The organism is Olivibacter sp. SDN3, assembly GCF_014334135.1.
Classification (GTDB): domain Bacteria; phylum Bacteroidota; class Bacteroidia; order Sphingobacteriales; family Sphingobacteriaceae; genus Olivibacter.
In genome coordinates this window covers 2644261-2662079 of the sequence record NZ_CP060497.1, presented here as the reverse complement: position 1 = coordinate 2662079, position 17819 = coordinate 2644261, and the positions used below count along the sequence as shown (strand labels likewise).

The window sequence follows — 17819 nt, the reverse complement described above, 5'->3', positions numbered from 1 at the left end:
CTTCTAATTTTTTAGCTTTTTCAACCAATTACGTTTATTAGGTTCGCCTTGATCATAACCATAGCCATAGCCATAAGCGAAATACCCTGGACTATCCAGGTCGACGTCGTTCACGACTAGATACATATCCACCAGTTTATTTTTACTCTTGAGTTCGTTGATAAACTCGAACTGTTCTTTCTTCGTATAATTATGACGGCATACATATACCGTCATCTCGATATATTGTTGTATTAAAAAAGCATCAGAAACTAACCCTACCGGTGGAGAATCGACAATTACATAATCAAACGTTTCACGCATCTTCTTAAAAAGTTCATCTACTCGCTCATTCAGCAATAATTCCGACGGGTTGTCGACAAGACTTCCTGCCGCAAGCAGGTAACAGTTAGAGCCAACCGGGCAGGGCTTTACACAATCTTCAAGTGTTGCTTGCTCACGTATAATATCTGAAAAACCAGGTATTCTCTCCTGAATACCCATCATAGCTGCCAACTTCGGTTTACGAAGATCCAATTCGACAAATAACACACTTTTTCCAGTCATGGAAAGTGAATTTCCCAGATTAAGCGACATAAATGTCTTGCCCTCACCATTAATACTTGAGGTTACCATCACCACTTTCGAAGGCTTAGACTGCAAGGCGTAGTACATATTCGCTCTCAAGCTTCTGAAACCTTCAGCAATCGGCGTATTTGGAACGCCATTTCCTATAGCCAACCGATCTTTGGAGGAGTTATGACCAATCTTCCCGATAATCTCGATATCCGTATACTTCTCAATATCAGACTCTGCATGAAGTCTAGTACGTAATAATTCTCTCGCATTCAAAAAGCCAAATGGAACAATTAGACCTAACATACTCGCCATAATATAAATAGTTGCTGGAGTCGGTTTCACCGGCCCGCCACTGCTTTTGGCTTCGTCTACTACAATTGCCAGTTCAGCATTTGACGATTTGGCGATGTTAGCCTCTTCACGTTTCTGTAACAGATAAACATAAAGCTGTTGTTTGAGTTCCTGTTGCCTACTATAATTTACGAATTGTCTTTCCTTTGCTGGCACTTGACTGATCTCGCTATTGAATCCACTGTTCGCACGCCCCAATTCCTCACTGGTCAATTGCAATTCCCTTTTATAGGAAGCAATACTTTGCAGCAGATTACTTCGTTCAGAAGCTACTTGCTCCTTAAGGTTTATGAGCACCGGATTTGATTCTGTATACGACAGTTTTTTCTTCTCTAATTCCTGTAAAAGCGTATTATATTGACTTAACGAAGCAGAAAAAGAAGCGTTCTGTATAGTTGTAGAACTCGGTATACGCTGATTGTCAGGATTCTTAACATAGCTTTCCAACTCACCTATTACTTTTAACTGTGATTGCTGGTCTTTCAGTTTATTATAGTATTCATTCGCGTTTCCTACAAGCAATTTAGATTGCTCCGATAAGTCGGTAATTCTATTACTACTCCTAAAACCCTCCAGCTCCCGCTCAACATCACTTAACTCTGATGCTACGAGAGACAATCTATCATCGATAAAGACGAGCATGCTATCTGCCAACCGTACTTTCTTATCTCTATTGTCACTGATATACCGGCTCATCAGCGATTGTAAAATTACTTCTCCACGTTTGGCGTTCGGATAAAAGAGTTGCAAACTAGCGGTTGTTGCAGATTTATCCGTAAGCTCTAAACTGAAGTTTCGCATTAAGCTGTTAGCAGCAGCGTCTTCTGATACAATGTTTACAGAATAATGCTTATTTTCATAAACGGAGTTACCATGTGGTCGAAGCGCTAAATCATATTGTTTAGTCTTCAAGCTTTCATTTACATTTATTGTCTTATCAATCTCCTCATCTTCGTTTACTACTTTCACTTTACCATTCTCGAGAAAAATGATTTCAAAATTCCGCTCTTTTAGAGAATCTGTCCGAAAATCTTCTATTACCACGTCAAAAGGAAGGTTGTCATAAAGCTCTTGAAATACGAGGCCATTCTTTGCTCCAACTTTCACATTCAATTGTAAATCTTTAACAACCTCTAATGCTAGCCTCCGGGAACTCAGCACCTTCATTTCGTTCATCACATTTTCTGTAGGCTTCAACAAGAATGAAAGTCCGTTGTCACTTGCGAATGAAGTAACCGCCTTACTTTCCGACATGTTTTTCTGGTCTTTCAACATAATAACACCAGAAATCAGATACTGAGGCGTCGCATACTTCAAGTAAGCAAAAGCTAACAATACAAAGAATACTACACTTAACACGAACACATACCACTTGCTGGTCATATTCGTTATAAAGGTCTTTATGCCCCTATCTTTTTCTCTATCTATTTGAGTTCTCATACAATTTTTTTATATCAATAAGCACAATTACCTATATATCACTACCCCTAGCGAGACAAGTGATAACAGTAAACTGGCATACCGAATAACCGAGTTATCCGTATTTAACCACTTCGCACCAGCAGGTTCCACGTAAACAATATCGTTCTGTCTTAAGTAAAAGTATGGTGAAGTAAATGCGTCTTTCGAGGTTAAGTCAATCTTCACAGCCACCCCTTTACCTTCATCATCTTTTCTAATGACCATTACATTACTTCTTCTGCCATATACCGAAAGATCACCTGAAAAAGCTATCGCGTCTAATACAGATACGCGCTGATTAGGAATAATAAACGTACCAGGTCGATTGACTTCTCCCAACACGGAAAGCCTAAAATTAGAAAAACGAATACTTACCGTAGCATCTTTAAAATATTCTTCAGCTTTTGCTTTGATTTTCTGTTTAGCTTCTAACAATGTACTGCCAGCAAGTTCAATAGATCCTAAAATCGGAATTTCCACATTCCCGTCTTGGGCTACCAAGTAACCCGTCACCATTTGGTTATTTGCACCCATCCCACCAACAGAAACCCCTAAACTATTACCTGGACTAAAACTATTGCCGCTGTTAATAGCTTCCGATGCCTCTTGGTCAATCGTGTTGACCCTAATATTTAAGATATCATCTGGTTTAATTAAGGTTTCTTCAAATTTGGTCATTTCAAACTCAGTTCCATTCACCACTTGGGGCATATCTTGAAAATATCTTAATCTTTTTGAGCTAGCGCATGAAGAAAGTAGCGCTACCAATAAGAAGAGTAGCCCTTTAACGGCGAGCCTATTGCATGTTTTCTTATTCATTATTTTTGTTTTTAGTAGATTTTCAAATTAATATCTCCTAACGGAGATTGTGTTATTCATCCTTCAGCCAAGCTGGCATTAATAATATTGAACCTGATTAATACCCTCTTAATGTAATATTTACAGATCAGCAAAATTTCAATATAGGGCGGTACTTTTAATTGAAGGTCGCGCATGATTGTCTTCACATGTTCCAGAGAAGCTTCCCTTCTACCAACCATCATCCTGAACAGTCTCACCGAATATATTCTATGTAAATAATTCGTCCATCCACCAGATTCATTAAGATGTGCCGCAACTCGCAAACGCAGATCAATATAGTTTCTCTCTATTTTGTCCAAAGCCTTTTTACTAGTAGGTCTTGAAATAGAATTAGGCACCTCATATATCAATGCTGCACAGGTCGTATCAAAAGCAACTGCAGCGTTAGATTGGACTAGCCTGAACATCATATCATACTCCTGCGAAGACCCCAATGTCGTATTCCAACCATTTATCTTCAAAACCGCTTCACGCTTATATAGGTTCGAACTGGTAATACCAGCTTGCGAATAGAGAATCGAATACCAAATACTTTTATTTGGGTGCACCTTGTAGAAACTTTTTTTATCTGTTCCCACTTCTACACGTGAAAAGGCACCTATAATTACATCGGCTTTGGCTGCATATTTGCCGAGTTGTCTTTCAAATTTTCCCGGAAGGAGTTCATCGTCTGCATCTAGAAATTGTATCCATTCACCCTTTGCGGCTGAAAGTCCAAGGTTTCTTGCGTAACATGCTCCCTTTCTATCTTCAAATAGACTAAAGATTCTACCGGGAAAAGCCAGCACGTATTCATCGATAACGTTTTGAGTGCCATCTACCGAATTGTTATTTACCAATATTATTTCCCAGTCTGTATACGATTGAGAATGTACACTGTCGATTGCTCTACGTAAGAAGCTCTCACTATTATAACAAGGAATTATTACACTGATCATTGATGATAATTTATTCTTAAATTTGTTTAAATGATTTACGGCAAATATCTTTTCGTACTTCGTCTCTCTTTAACTACCTTCTCTTAAACAGTAACTAACAACTGCTATAATAAGAGGAGATAGCGCCTTGTCAATCCGCTTAAAGTGGCTTTACCACCAAAAAGCACCCTTATACATCAGTAGCGGTATTTAAAGCCCATCTCTTTCTCATCATTTATCGCTACAAAGATCAACAAATCAGCAACAAAAACCTCAAAGCAACCTTTTGTTGTTAAAAAATAGAACACATAGAGGAAAAATTGTGAATAAATTCACAAAATCACTCAATTTTTATCAAAAAAACTACTTTAAACAAAAAACAAACATTAATTAGTGAGAAAATATGTTCGAACAAAACAAACTTATCCTGCGAAAATCGCTAATAGTAACCACTATTTAACATGTAAAAAAAATTTCTATCACAAGTCTTGTGTGAGGACGAGAGGTAATAAGCGCAATATTCTCATTTAACCATAAAATGTGCTACAAGTCGGTCTTGGACAATTAAAAGCGTTCATTTTCCGCTTAAATTTGGATGATTTACGGCACATGCTATACCCTGCTGTTAATATGTAAGCCATTTAGTAGAAACTTGGAAAATGACAGGAATGAAAGTGTAGTAAGCAGGTGCGAAACATTTATTAAAAAAGATTAGAACATCAAATAACACAACCTAATGCAGACGAGTACAGATAAACATTACGGCCAGGCAATTGAGCGTATAATAAGACGAAATGGTTATAGTATTAGCGAATTGGCCCGTTTAACTAATGTTAACAGAAGGTCTATTTACAATTGGTTCAATCAGCGAAATCTAAAGCCAGAAATTATCTTTAGGATCGGTTGTGCATTGAAACATGATTTCTCAGAAGAGTTTCCAGAATTATTCAGCGAGGACGATTTTGAAAAAGTATTGGGAACGTCAAAAGACTCAGGTAACTCCGAAGAACAACCACTAGAGGAAAATAGTAGCGCCTACTGGAAAGACAAATACATCAGAATTTTAGAGGAATATAATCGACTACTTGTCAACCAAATAAGACACGATAGTAGGAAATCCTAAATTTTTCCGGTGCATCGCATTTAATCACATTTAAAAGAAAGCGCCAACCTTCATTTGTTCCGAACTGGGCGCTTTCCCCTTCGCCAATATTCAAAATCAATACAATGTAGTCCCAAAACCGAGAAACATTATGTTATTTTTTGGTGAACGCAGCTACTTCATCGTCGTTTAACCAACGGTCGTATATTCTTAAATCAATCCATTTTTCCACGATAATAGTCATTTTCACGAACTCTATTGTAATTAAATCCCACATTTGCCGGTTCATCAGGCACACTAACACCACTACCTATGTAATTCTCTGACAGAATCTTTTTACCAGACGCAAATATCTCCAACACTCGCCTATCTTTTGACCACCGCATCAACAGATTTTGCCACTTTTTGACAGTAAAGATATCTGAAACAAACACATCCGGAGTTTCACCTTGATCGCTATCGTGCTCCGGACCAACCTAATATAAAGATAAACCACCACCACTTATTGCGACCAGACGGTAATTAAGGGATGGAACATCTCCATAAAAGCCCTTCATAAATAACGGTTGATTTCATCTAAATCATTTAAATACATCCAAATAGACATTGCGCCTTCCGGTGAATCTAATCCCAAATAAACATTCCTTAAACCGCCGTCACTTAAACCACATTTACATCCCAAACTCAATGCCTTCCGAGCATCACCGAAACGATCGTCTGAATAAGAAGCATTCGTGACTTTCATCGTTAACCACATTAATACCGTTGCTATCGGACGGAAAATGATAAACCAGCCCCTGGTCCAGTTCAATTGATGGTTTTAAGTCTTCCGACTCTCTATCGCACCCCACCAATGTTATGGCCGAAGCAAATATAATCGGTAAGATCATCCGAAAAGTAAAATTTTTCCTCATGAAATTTTAGTTTTAACTAACAACACACATTATAACTTATTGTAATACAAAATAATAACAAAAAATAAACTATCAGCAATAGGTTTAATGTGAAGGCCGGCTTTTAAGAAAAAATCGCGGAAATTTTATTCCGCTGAAAATCTGAATGTATAAAAATGTAGCCGTTCCTTCTCGGGATTTGAAAATCTATTTTTCACTCATTTCATATTCCGGTATACTTGAACGCCTCACCGGCGCCTTTGAAACCTCTTCCTTTTTCACTTTCTTCCTCCGTTCTCCAAATAGAATTGATGGCAATAAAGGATGTCTATTACACAATAGCCTGAAAATAATTGGAAAAGCTATCCCTACAGCCAAACAAAAGAAAAAATAAACGCTAAGGTTACTAACACCTAACAGTCTCAGTAAAATCCTACAACCTGCTGTTCCAAAAGAGTGGTATAAAAATATTTCATATGCGTAATTACCGATCCAAGCTAAGGGAGCGTAATAAAATCTAGTCAATATAAGCAAGAATGCACCAGAAATGCCAACAACTATCGTCAATAAATTGGCGATATTATGCGTGTTTTGTTCAGGGGTGAAGAAGACAAACTGCTGGCAGAGTACGGCGATTAGAAAGACACCAGTCCCTATATATTTCAGCGATTGGCTACTGAACAAATAATGATAATACCGCTTCATTCCGAGGCCCAAAAGGAAAAACATGAGTAGAAATGGCACTTTGTCCAAACTAAAAAAAGTGACTTGTACAATATCACTGTAAAATAACAACACACTTAAAAGAAAAACGGTTAGCCATCCGCGAAAGGCCTTCATTGCGCCGAAAGAGTCCAGAAATGAAATCAGAATAAAAACAACAAAGATGCCCTGCACAAACCAAAACTGTGCATAAGGAAACACATACACCTGCCACAATTTATTCAATGGCATTTGATTGTTAGTGCCAGGAATCAATAGCTGAAAGACAGCTAAAAACGTAACTGCAATGAAAAAGGGCAGTAATAGGCGTGATATTTTACGGTCAATAAATTTTTTCCGCGAAGATGCTTCTTTAATAGGTTTCATTGCATATACAAACCCAGAAATCACTGTGAATAATGGCATTCTTAAATACTGGAAAGAATAATAAAAGTATCTAAACCAAGAATCTTCGGGGACCTTTAAACCTGACCGTTGATCATTCCCGATAACATGACCGGCAACCATAAGAATAATGGCAATACCTCTTAACGTTTCAATTCCTTTATCTCTATTTGCTAATGTATCCTGGGTAAAATCTAATTTTAGAGCCATAAAAAACGGTATATACTAAAAACACTAATTACTTGTAAATCGAATATCTACACACATCAACCGATATGCATCTTCTTGTTCCTCGTTAAGAAATCAAAAGTTAAAGTTATTCCATATACTCCGGACATCGGCTATGCACTTATCATAATGTTCAGTAATTGTGCAATAATTAAGCATATAAAAATGCTTAAAACCCCTTGATTACAGGACTTTAATAAAAAAAGTAGCCTAAATATATTTTTGTATTGTAAAATTTGAGAATTTCTCCGATAAGTAAACGAAAATTTGAGAACTCGCCCTTTCTCTCGTCCATCAACGTATTCGCTGATCTTTCCAGAAAACATAGGATAAACCGAACTGCACATTTAGGCCCGAAGTTGCATTACGCGGGTAGGAATTAAGTTTTTCCAACAAATCAGGAATCTCAATGGGATCAATTTCATGCACTTCTATTTTGGAGGAGCTCGTCGGAATATAATATCCCAAATGTATTCCCAAATTCAACCTTTGAGATACTCTGATACCGTTTAGCCCTAAACCAACGTAAGGTCTAAAGGCGCTTGTTTTCACAGTATAGTCTTTTAATTGCCCTGCTTGAACGCTCGTGCCTTGATAACGGTCCACTTCATTTTGGAAGAAATATCCGGCGCCACCGGTAACTATCCATTTTCTAGCAAACCAACTCGCTTTACCATACAAAGGTTGCCAATCAGCGAAAAAGGACACGTCCGATCGCCTTACGCGATAAACCCTGTTATTTAAGCCAGCCTTCACTGGTGGAAAGAAATTACCACCTACTCGCAGATTGAAGGCTGATAAAAAAGGGTAACTAGCTTCTATCCCTACGCCTTTCGTCCCCAACTGAACACCTACTGAAGGATAGAAAGCACTATATTCTTGCCATATCTGCGCTTTTAAACCACTGTGTATCGCAATAAAAACAAATAGTAACCATAATTTCTTCATATCAAAAAGCTCATTTATATTTTTTTAGCAATAAGTAGGATATGTTATAAAAGCAATCCTTAAATTTCCAAAAACTGTCAATATCCGTCCGTTAGATATCATTGTCATACAATTTCCTATACACCAAGGCAAAAGTAAACGTTAAAGGAAGGTATTCAATACTCAATTCTAAGGCTAATTTTCACACAAATTATCAATAATGCGTAAATTATACAAATACCTTGTGTTACGCAATCTTCCTTCTACAAAAAGATCTTGTATATGTGTGTTCAAAATGTCCGGAAAAAGGCAAAAAGCAGGTGATGATACACAACTATTCTGTCACAGAGCGAGCAACCTCTCTTAAAAACTTTGCAAAGGTATAATCAACTTTCTTTGGTTTAAATCGCAATTTTGTTGGATCTTCAGAAAAGATCGTAGCATACCAAACCAAAGATCCTAGATATTTACCAGCATCATTTGCATGATTGGGATCAATTTTCAGCTTTTTCTGTTTATCAGAATAATACCCTACATGAAGTGAATAGTCCTGATTAGGCAGTTTTGGAAAAGGTGATTGCTCATCATTGAAGGTACTATCTTCATGATATTGCATATTTCCGCCTGCTGTTGAAGCTTTCCAAAAGGCGGTTCCGGTAGGAATAAGTTCCACATTAAGTTTTCTGCTGACCGATTGATAAGCATTTTCAACGCTTTTCCACATGCTTTCAGTATTTTGTGCATTTTCCTTATCGCCTATCAAACCGAACTTCTTAGCATCCGACCGGTAAGCCCATGTTTGATGGATCAAAATTTTGCAGTTGGGAAGTACACGCTTGATAAAATCACAGAGTTCCTGTGCATATGGCCAATAACTATCTTCGTATCCGGAAAACATCGATGATTGTTGGACAGTTACAATATGCCAATCATCGGCTTCGAGTAACATTTGAAGCGATTTTCCTTTATAAACTTTTCCTTTCTCTGAATTGTTTTCCGCTGCATGCACACCATCCCAATGCCTTTTTAGGCTGGCAGCCGGTAATTCTGCCCTACCTATTTTTAGCGCAATACCGCCTTCCTTTGCAAGTTGTGGGAGATAAGCCGTAGCATTCTGGGAAAAGCTATTTCCTATAATAAATATTTTAGTAGTATCCGCATTTTGTTTGAATTGTTCATCGCCCACTTGACCAAAGCAAAAATTGGCGCTAATTACCAAACATCCTATTATTTGGCAAAAACAAAAAAATCTTTTCATTACTTAATCGATTTGATTTGGATATCTCCGCATTAAGAGTAATCCGTTGTTATTTTTCTTATACCTAAAGCTAGATCTGTTCATTGCACCATCATGCATTCCTTTTCCCCTAACAGAGATCTCCACTTTTTGTGGCTAAAAAATGTGAAGCTGATACACCCGAATAAGTAGACCCTTCATCTAAATGCTACTTTAAAATTTTTCAAAAAAGTTTATGTGTGAAAAAAATCAACATTATTATATATTTTTTCTCACAAAAGAAGTGATTTATGAGAAAATCATGATAAAAAGCTGACAACGGACCGAATCTCGGTCCGTACCTGCTCTGGGCATCGCAAGGTAATCATTGGCTCATCTCATTATCAAAAGAGCTAGAAATGAGCTAGCAAATACCGAGAGGTATACTAGAGATAACTACCTACTACGAACGAACGCGGTAGAACGTCGGTTGCTCGATTGCTGCCAACATATATCTTATATACAAGTTAGAGAGACTTAGTTTCCTAAACCTCCCTAAATCCGTCATATTATTTTTTTAACTCCCGATAGCCTTCACCTTGAAGCCTATGGCCTCCAGTTTGGCCCTGTCCAGGATGTTCCTGCCGTCAAATACATGTGCCGGCTTCAGCATATTGTCATAGATTCGCTGCCAGTCGTAATCCCTAAACTCGTCCCACTCCGTCAGCACAGCTACGGCATGCGCATCCCTGCACGCCTCATAGGGATCGTTCACCACCTTCAGCAAAGACTTGTTCTCATCGCTGCTCCGCGTGGCAAGGTAATCCAGATCCGTGTAAACCTGCTGAACCGGCACCTTCGGATCATACACCGAAAGCTCCGCCTGCTCCAGCAGTAAATGGTCCGCTACGTAGATCGCAGCCGATTCCCGCGTGTCGTTCGTGTCCTTCTTGAAGGCCCACCCCAGAAAGGCGATCTTCTTCCCGTTAACCGTGTTGTACAGCGTTCGGATGATACGGCCCGCAAAGCGCCGCTTCTGGTGGTCGTTCATGATGATAACCTGTTCCCAGTAATCGGCAACCTCCTGTAGTCCATACGTACGCGCGATGTACACCAGGTTCAGGATATCCTTCTGGAAACACGAACCCCCGAATCCGACCGAGGCCTTCAGGAACTTCGGACCGATGCGGCTGTCCGTACCGATCGCTCGGGAAACCTCGCTAACATCCGCCTCCGTGTGCTCGCAGAGCTCCGAAAGCGAATTGATCGACGATACCCGCTGCGCAAGAAAGGCATTGGCCGTCAGCTTCGAAAGCTCCGAGGACCATACGTTCGTCGTCAGGATACGTTCACGCGGTACCCAGTTCGCATAGACCTCAACAAGCGACCCGATCGCCGCCCTGCCCTCCTCGCTCTGATCACCCCCGATCAGCACACGGTCGGGGCGCAGCAGGTCATCGACCGCCGTTCCCTCGGCCAGAAACTCCGGGTTCGACAGGATCTGGAAGCTCGCACCGCTGCCCGTATGGGAAAGGATATCCTTCAGCGTGCTCGCCGTACGCACCGGAAGTGTCGACTTCTCCACAACGATCTTGTCCGTGGTGCTCACTCGCGCTATCTGACGCGCGCACAGCTCGATCCATTTCAGGTCCGCGGCCTGCCCCTTCCCAGCTCCGTAGGTCTTGGTGGGCGTGTTCACCGATATGAAGACCATCTCCGCTTCATCGATCGCTCCGTCAACATCGGTAGAGAAAAAAAGGTTCCGGCCACGGGCCTCGGCAACAACTTCGCTCAGACCCGGCTCATAAACCGGGATCTTCGTCACGTCGGAATCGTTCCAGGCTGCTATACGCGCCTCGTTCAGGTCTACAACCGTAACCCGGATATGCGGGCACTGCTTGGCGATCACAGCCATCGTCGGGCCACCAACATAGCCCGCTCCTATACAACAGATTTTTGTTATGCTCATGAAGCTATATATTATTTAAGTTAAACATTTTTTTAACATATTCCAGTTTAGAATTCCAACATTTAAAAGTATCACTTTTTTGCATACCGTGTTAATTTCACACCATCAATTACTAAGATCCCTATTAGTGCGCCAAGCGTATTACAAATAAGATCATCAATATCTGCGTAGCCTATTCCTGTGAAATACTGCGTAGATTCTATAAATAAACTAAATGAAAACGCAGAAAATAAGATTACCCAATACGACCTGACGTTAAACGCTATATATAGAAACAAAGCGTAGGGAATAAACATCACGATATTACCGAACAGATCCAGGTAGAGGTCACTTGTATTCCATCCATGTGTATACCCGAACCACTTTCTACCAAAAGGCGAAAAATTAGGAGGAGCCGAAGCTTCTCCCAGTGTCGGGCTAGGCCTTCTGCTGGCCAGAAAAACTACATATATGATTAGAGAAAAGTAAAAGAAAGCCCAAAAACGCCAAAGCCAAACTTTAATGCGTATAATAGTTTTATTTTCCAATGATTAATTCTTCTTAGCTTGTTGTTTTTATTCCCAAACAATCAGTACCTATATATGCTACCAGATTCGCTGTTGAATATGGAGTGGTTCAATTAAAAATCCATAGCTTAAAAACACCAATTACTTCAAGTATATCTACCATTTATTAAAAGTAAGCAAACGAAACAAAGAACGCAAAAACATCCAATGCTGACAACGTTTTTTGTTCTTTATGTATGTATTTGTAAAAAAAACGGGAAACTAACCACAATGAGTTTGCTTGATATACATTCTTCACACAATATTTCTCAAAACTCCGTTGGTTTATTGTGCTGAATCTGCATATTACTATCTGATATATACCCCCTATCTTTGTAATTAAGATATTAAACAAACAATTTATGGAGAACAATCGACTTCTGCAAATTCCCTTCAAGGCACTGGACATGCCTGTAAAACTTAATCAAGCAATGTTGAAATATATTAAAAATTATTTAGGCAATAGCAATGACCTAACTACAAAAATAATGAAAAGACATCGGATTTTTTGGGAAGATCCACAAGCAGAAACCGTTAGAAACACCAGAATGTCCAGATTACAGCCGTTAGCAACGTGGAAAGACGTACCTAATTGGCAACGTAAATTAAGCAACAAATACAATGCCCGGGAGTTTGCCATAAAAAATGATTGCAAAACAGCCGATCTTTACTGGAAAGGCAGTCATGTTGATCAAATTGATTTCGAAAGTTTACCTAAGCATTACGTTATAAGACCTACTATCGGACATAATTCAAACAATGTATTTATTATGAAAGAGGGTCTCAATCTCTTTGATAATAAATATTACACCAATGAAGAAATTAGAGAATATCTAAAGCTTACTTTAAGCCAACAACCGGCTATAGAGTTCCTAATCGAAGAGTTTTTGCAAAATGAAACAGCAGAACACCAAATACTTACGGACTATAAGTTTTACTGTTTCAACGGACATATCGCGAGTTGCCACGTCATTAACCGGCTATCACCTAAGTCCGGTTTTGCTTCTTTCTATGACGAACACTGGAACAAAATGCCTACCGTACATGTGGGTTATCCCTTTAAAGAATGGCAGGAAAAGCCAAAATGTTATGAAGATATGGTGAGCAAAGTAAAACAACTCAGCAGGGCTTACGAAATATTTGTACGTATCGACTTTTATGCCACAGCGAAAGGAGCCGTTTTTGGTGAATTTACACCTACACCAAGCTTAGGCAATCACTTCACTTCTTATGGAAAACGCCTGTTACTTCAACATTGGGAAGCCTATTGTAAAGGAATGATATAAAAATCTGCCTACCAAATTGGGGTTAAGGTAGGCAGAAGCTACTTTCACAGTATTTAGTATCCAACCGTAACTACTGATAGAAGCGAAGTATGTTGTGATTATATCGCATACAATTCCTCAACATACTGTAACACAAAGCTAAGCACAAACGTATAGTTTATTGCGTGTTTCTACCTAATGTATAACTTATTGTTTACTTGTGAGAAAAAACAGGAAACTGTTGTTCACTCAAAATCTAGAACAAAACATCTCTAGTCCCAACCAGATCGGGTTACACTACAAATCGTTCGTGGCCGCTACTTAGAAGAATAGCATATTCATCAACCGCCATGATGTGCGCACAAGTTCCAACAGGTACTTCCAAGATATCACCAGTCAAAAAATGACTGTTACCCGATTTCCGGGTATCCTCTTCTACACCGACTATAGTTCCGAAAATAACCTTTAAGTTTAAGGCTTCCTTTTCACAAGCTGATACAACAGCATATCCATCGGCAACCACCATAACCATCTCCAAGCTCTTCTCAGTAAGATGACCAAGATCTTTTTTACTATCTAAGGAAAACCATTCATTCAGTTCAGTGCTTCTTCTAACAACCTTAAACACACCTCCCCAAGAGGTCTTTATAAAAGACTTATCTAATTCATACCCTTGCTTCAGCAGAATTGCATAGACACCATGAAAAATATCTTCTATCGAATTATTACACATAAATTTTTTATATCAAAAAACCCGTATCGTATTATTCAAGCAATTTACTCCCAGCGAATTAGATTTAATATTGAGCAGCAGTATAACAAAGATATTTAGAATATCTTCACAATAAATACACAATTTTACACCATATATTCACACATTATCCCATCTATTCACAAAAAACAAACCAAACAGACTGCCTATAAAGAAGTTTTGAAAGCGAAGGTGCACACATCAATACGCATTTTTATCTCCTATGATCATTTGCCAGAAGGTCAAAAAGATAATCTTCAGGTCGAGTAGAAAGGTCCAATGCTCAATATACCAAATATCGTGCTGTGTACGTGCCTTCAGCAACTGCGGATTTCCAGACTCCCCTCTTAAGCCATTAACCTGTGCCCAACCGCTTATGCCTGGTTTTGCTTGGTGCCGTACCAGATAGTTTTTGATTGTTTGGGTTGATTCTATATTCATAAGTGACGCGTGTGGCCGTGGGCCAACTACAGACATTTCTCCCCAGAAAACATTTAAAAACTGCGGAAACTCATCAAGACTCGTTTTTCGCAATAGCCGCCCTACTCTGGTAATTCTCGGATCATTTTTTGTCGCTTGCTGAAATTTACCATTGCCATTTGTCGACGGAGCTTTCACATACATCGAACGAAACTTATAACATAAAAACGGCCGATTGCGTTTCCCCCATCTCTCTTGCTTATAAAATACCGGACCACGAGAATCCAACTTTATTGCCAAAGCGATAATCGGGAACAACCAAGAGCAAATGAACACCATTACAAACAGTGTAAACAGTATATCAAAACAGCGCTTCAAGGCTTGATTATATACATCCTCTAACGGCTCATTACGTACACTCAGTAACGGAAAGTTGCCTATCATGCTAAAGCTATATATGCCAGAGTTAACCATATTAAACATGTTAGGAATTATACGCAATCGTACTGCATGAGAACTCAATACCGAGGCAATCTCTCGAGTACTATAAGTACCTTCCGATTCTTCTGTAATAAATATCTCATCAATATCATTTATATTCTCAAGAGGTTTTCCTCCAGCCAACAATATTCTTCCGGCAGAGTTGTAAGGAGAACTATTAGCAAGCAACAGTTCTCCTTGAATATAACGAACAAGTTCGTAACCATAATATTTATTGTCTCGCAGGTACTTACAGAACAATTGTCCATTTTTACCTGCTCCAATAACCAAGGCTCTTTTTCTTAATTTCCCACTACGATAGAGCCACAAGTAAACCCGTTTGAGTGTAAGTTTGCTCAGCGGCATCAAAAAAGTTAACATCACGCCGTACACTACGAAAAAAGTGCGCGAATACTCTTTTTCCTGAATGGCAAAGATAAATAGGATAGCCAGCATGACCTGCCATAATATAGTGTTAACTGTTTTAAACAGTTCCCGCATTTGGTTTTCCTGCATTTGTTCTTCATACAACCTGTTTGATCGGGCAGTAAAATACCATCCACAAAGCAAAAACAACAAAAAGCCAGCATCATACAGTCCAAACCTATTCAGATAATAAGCTTCACTTATAACAATAGCGATAAAAAAGGATAAAACAAGAATGCTTATGTCGGTTACCACGCGGGTAAAGCAGAAAAAATTACGACTAAATAAGTCCATATAAAATTTCAATTTTTATTTTTACCCATTTTCTTTATAGTACACGTCTCGTCAAACATTAAGGGTTAGCGATTAACAAGTAGTAAACGAGTCAATACTTCTCGGCATTTCTAAAACAAATTCCTCAAGAAGCTACTGGCACAAATACCACTTAGAAACACAACAAAGGACGCAAAAACCGACAATGTTTTCAACGAAAGCAATTGATTATGTAGGCATTTGTTGAAAAGAGTGAAACTTTACACGAAAAGCACATGTAAGTGGATTTTAATTACTTTTTTCACATAATAAATAACCTTTTGTGTGAAAAAAGTGTATTTAAATATGCAAAGCTATGTACAGGTCTTGGTCATCCATATTATACAAACAAAAGAACCAGTTCATAGCTAGGTAATAAGGGTGGATTGCCATTATTATCAGCTATACATGACAGCAAAAAGCCGTTACCTTTAAAGGGTAACGGCTGTATAAGTATTAGCATTGATAATCCGATTACTTATCTAGGTTCGGATTATTGATTGATTCGCTTTCCGGTATTCCAAAAACATAGTAAGGGCTGTTCTCCGTAAATTCACCACCGGCGTTGTTCTGCAGTCTGGTAGTGGTATGACCAACCGCAGTCACTGTTCTGGTAGATCCATCAGGTAAAGTGATAGCCACCTGAATAGGTTCTACTTCACCTTGTTCATTAATTTGCGTATATGCCCTACGTTCTACTTTCCCTTGTGTACGGATGATATCAGAAAGCGCAAAGCCCTCGCCCCATAACTCTTTCCTTCTTTCCAGTAAAATTTCACCAATTACTTCATCCTGTGCTTTTCCGGCAACGTTTAAGGTCGTCGCGTTACGAGCATTTCTCAACTCATTTAACACTGCCGCCGCTTCGACTAATTTCCCGTCACGTGCATATGCTTCCGCCTGTATCAGATAAGTTTCAGCTGCACGCAATAAAATTATATCGCCCGTCATATCTTCCCTAAATTTAAATTTCTCATAGCGAAGCAATCCGTAACGTGCCGGTGCACTATTATCCCAGGAAAAGAGGTTAAACCGAATATCATCTTCTTCAAAATAATCCTTAAAATGCGGATCGGCCATAAAACTATAATAGTAAGATGCAGGTGTGGTAACATCTAGGTAATGAAAATGATAACTTGCCGTGTTCTGATCAGGTTGCTGTCCATGTCCCCAGATCCACTCACGGTTTGTCAAATCGTTAAAGCCGGCATAGTATTCATTGGCGTTCATTAACGGATATCCCTCTCGGGCGGCAGCGGCCTTCTCTGCAGCCTCTGCCCAACGTCCTGTATGTAAATAAGCCCTGGCCAGTAAGCCCTGCGCTACCTGCTGGTTAATCTTATACTTCTGCGATCCCGGTCTTTGATAATCCTGCAGCAGTGTTTCTGCCTGACTTAAATCACTGATAACCAAATCAAATATCTCTCGAAGAGTAGCCTTCGGATTCCCTTCCATATCAGGGCCCGTAGGTTCCGTATAAATTGGTGCAGTTTTGGCGTCTGGATCTTTCAGATAGCTCAACTGATAAAAAGACGCCAAGGTTAAGTAACTATGTGCACGAAAGGCTAGAGCCTGTCCTTTTAAACGATTTCTAAGTGCATCGTCGCCCGGGATATCATCAATATGTGCTAATATGTTATTGTTACTGTTGATGGCACTGTATAAAATACGCCAGAATGCCGTTACCCGGGTGCCCACTCGGGTATGCATTTCTAAATAGTCGTACGGACTAAGATAACCATATCGTCCTCGCACAACCGCCACATCACTACCCATGGCATCGCTGGCACGTAATATAGAGGCGTAACCTGGATTTGCAAAAGTATAGTAAGTGTCCATATATTGCCTCCACGACCCGTTTAAAACTGTTTCCAGATTTTCAACATTATCAAATACAACCGATTCAGGTACCGATGAAGTTGGTACCGTATCCAGGTAATCTTTGCAAGAGCCCAAAGCAAAGGTTATCAGCAAAACGCCTAAATATTTTTTAAATTTTATATTTCCTCTATTCATCATTTTTAATATTA

General features: G+C 39.3%; 15 protein-coding genes. 2 read left to right on the top strand and 13 right to left on the bottom strand.

The genetic code is table 11. The annotated features are described in order from the left end of the window. Positions 1-3 precede the first annotated feature (3 nt). From H8S90_RS10975 to H8S90_RS10965, 3 genes are read right to left on the bottom strand one after another with little or no spacing between them, the layout of a single operon-like run. Complete coding sequence (locus H8S90_RS10975; protein WP_187342570.1) at positions 4-2349, bottom strand: polysaccharide biosynthesis tyrosine autokinase; 2346 nt, start codon at positions 2347-2349, stop codon at positions 4-6. A 27-nt stretch (positions 2350-2376) separates the two neighbouring features. Further along, positions 2377-3189 carry a polysaccharide biosynthesis/export family protein gene (locus H8S90_RS10970; RefSeq protein ID WP_187342569.1) on the bottom strand — a complete coding sequence of 271 codons (813 nt, stop codon included), beginning with the start codon at positions 3187-3189 and terminating at the stop codon, positions 2377-2379. Between the two features lie 56 nt (positions 3190-3245). After that, a complete protein-coding gene (locus H8S90_RS10965; protein WP_187342568.1) occupies positions 3246-4169 on the bottom strand; it encodes a glycosyltransferase family A protein in 924 nt (307 codons plus the stop codon). Between the two features lie 715 nt (positions 4170-4884). Here H8S90_RS10965 and H8S90_RS10960 point away from each other — a divergent pair. Further along, on the top strand, positions 4885-5271 hold the full coding sequence (locus H8S90_RS10960) for a helix-turn-helix transcriptional regulator (RefSeq protein ID WP_187342567.1): 387 nt from the start codon (positions 4885-4887) through the stop codon (positions 5269-5271). Positions 5272-5465: 194 nt separating this feature from the next. Here the strand turns inward: H8S90_RS10960 and H8S90_RS10955 are convergent, their stop codons facing one another. From H8S90_RS10955 to H8S90_RS10925, 7 genes are all read right to left on the bottom strand, one after another. Next, entirely contained in the window at positions 5466-5636 is a 171-nt protein-coding gene (locus H8S90_RS10955; protein WP_187342566.1) for a hypothetical protein, read from the bottom strand. A 167-nt stretch (positions 5637-5803) separates the two neighbouring features. Continuing rightward, positions 5804-6061 carry a hypothetical protein gene (locus H8S90_RS10950; protein ID WP_187342565.1) on the bottom strand — a complete coding sequence of 86 codons (258 nt, stop codon included), beginning with the start codon at positions 6059-6061 and terminating at the stop codon, positions 5804-5806. 289 nt (positions 6062-6350) lie between these two features. Continuing rightward, positions 6351-7460 (bottom strand): acyltransferase family protein, encoded by a 1110-nt coding sequence (locus H8S90_RS10945; protein WP_187342564.1) that lies wholly within the window; start codon positions 7458-7460, stop codon positions 6351-6353. 312 nt (positions 7461-7772) lie between these two features. Then, a complete protein-coding gene (locus H8S90_RS10940) occupies positions 7773-8426 on the bottom strand; it encodes a hypothetical protein (RefSeq protein ID WP_187342563.1) in 654 nt (217 codons plus the stop codon). 313 nt (positions 8427-8739) lie between these two features. After that, positions 8740-9663, bottom strand: a complete 924-nt coding sequence (locus H8S90_RS10935; RefSeq protein WP_187342562.1) for a DUF4886 domain-containing protein — start codon at positions 9661-9663, stop codon at positions 8740-8742. Between the two features lie 535 nt (positions 9664-10198). Continuing rightward, complete coding sequence (locus H8S90_RS10930; RefSeq protein WP_187342561.1) at positions 10199-11590, bottom strand: UDP-glucose 6-dehydrogenase; 1392 nt, start codon at positions 11588-11590, stop codon at positions 10199-10201. A 71-nt stretch (positions 11591-11661) separates the two neighbouring features. Beyond that, a complete protein-coding gene (locus tag H8S90_RS10925; RefSeq protein WP_187342560.1) occupies positions 11662-12117 on the bottom strand; it encodes a VanZ family protein in 456 nt (151 codons plus the stop codon). Positions 12118-12497: 380 nt separating this feature from the next. On the opposite strand from H8S90_RS10925, the gene H8S90_RS10920 reads away from it, so the two are divergent. After that, positions 12498-13421, top strand: a complete 924-nt coding sequence (locus H8S90_RS10920; RefSeq protein WP_187342559.1) for an ATP-grasp fold amidoligase family protein — start codon at positions 12498-12500, stop codon at positions 13419-13421. Between the two features lie 271 nt (positions 13422-13692). On the opposite strand, the gene H8S90_RS10915 is transcribed toward H8S90_RS10920, so the two are convergent. From H8S90_RS10915 to H8S90_RS10905, 3 genes are all read right to left on the bottom strand, one after another. Next, positions 13693-14133, bottom strand: coding sequence for a hypothetical protein (locus H8S90_RS10915; RefSeq protein ID WP_187342558.1), 441 nt, complete (start codon positions 14131-14133; stop codon positions 13693-13695). Positions 14134-14352: 219 nt separating this feature from the next. Further along, positions 14353-15771, bottom strand: a complete 1419-nt coding sequence (locus tag H8S90_RS10910) for an undecaprenyl-phosphate glucose phosphotransferase (protein WP_187342557.1) — start codon at positions 15769-15771, stop codon at positions 14353-14355. A 492-nt stretch (positions 15772-16263) separates the two neighbouring features. Further along, positions 16264-17808 carry a RagB/SusD family nutrient uptake outer membrane protein gene (locus H8S90_RS10905; protein ID WP_255501911.1) on the bottom strand — a complete coding sequence of 515 codons (1545 nt, stop codon included), beginning with the start codon at positions 17806-17808 and terminating at the stop codon, positions 16264-16266. Between the last annotated feature and the right edge of the window lie 11 nt (positions 17809-17819).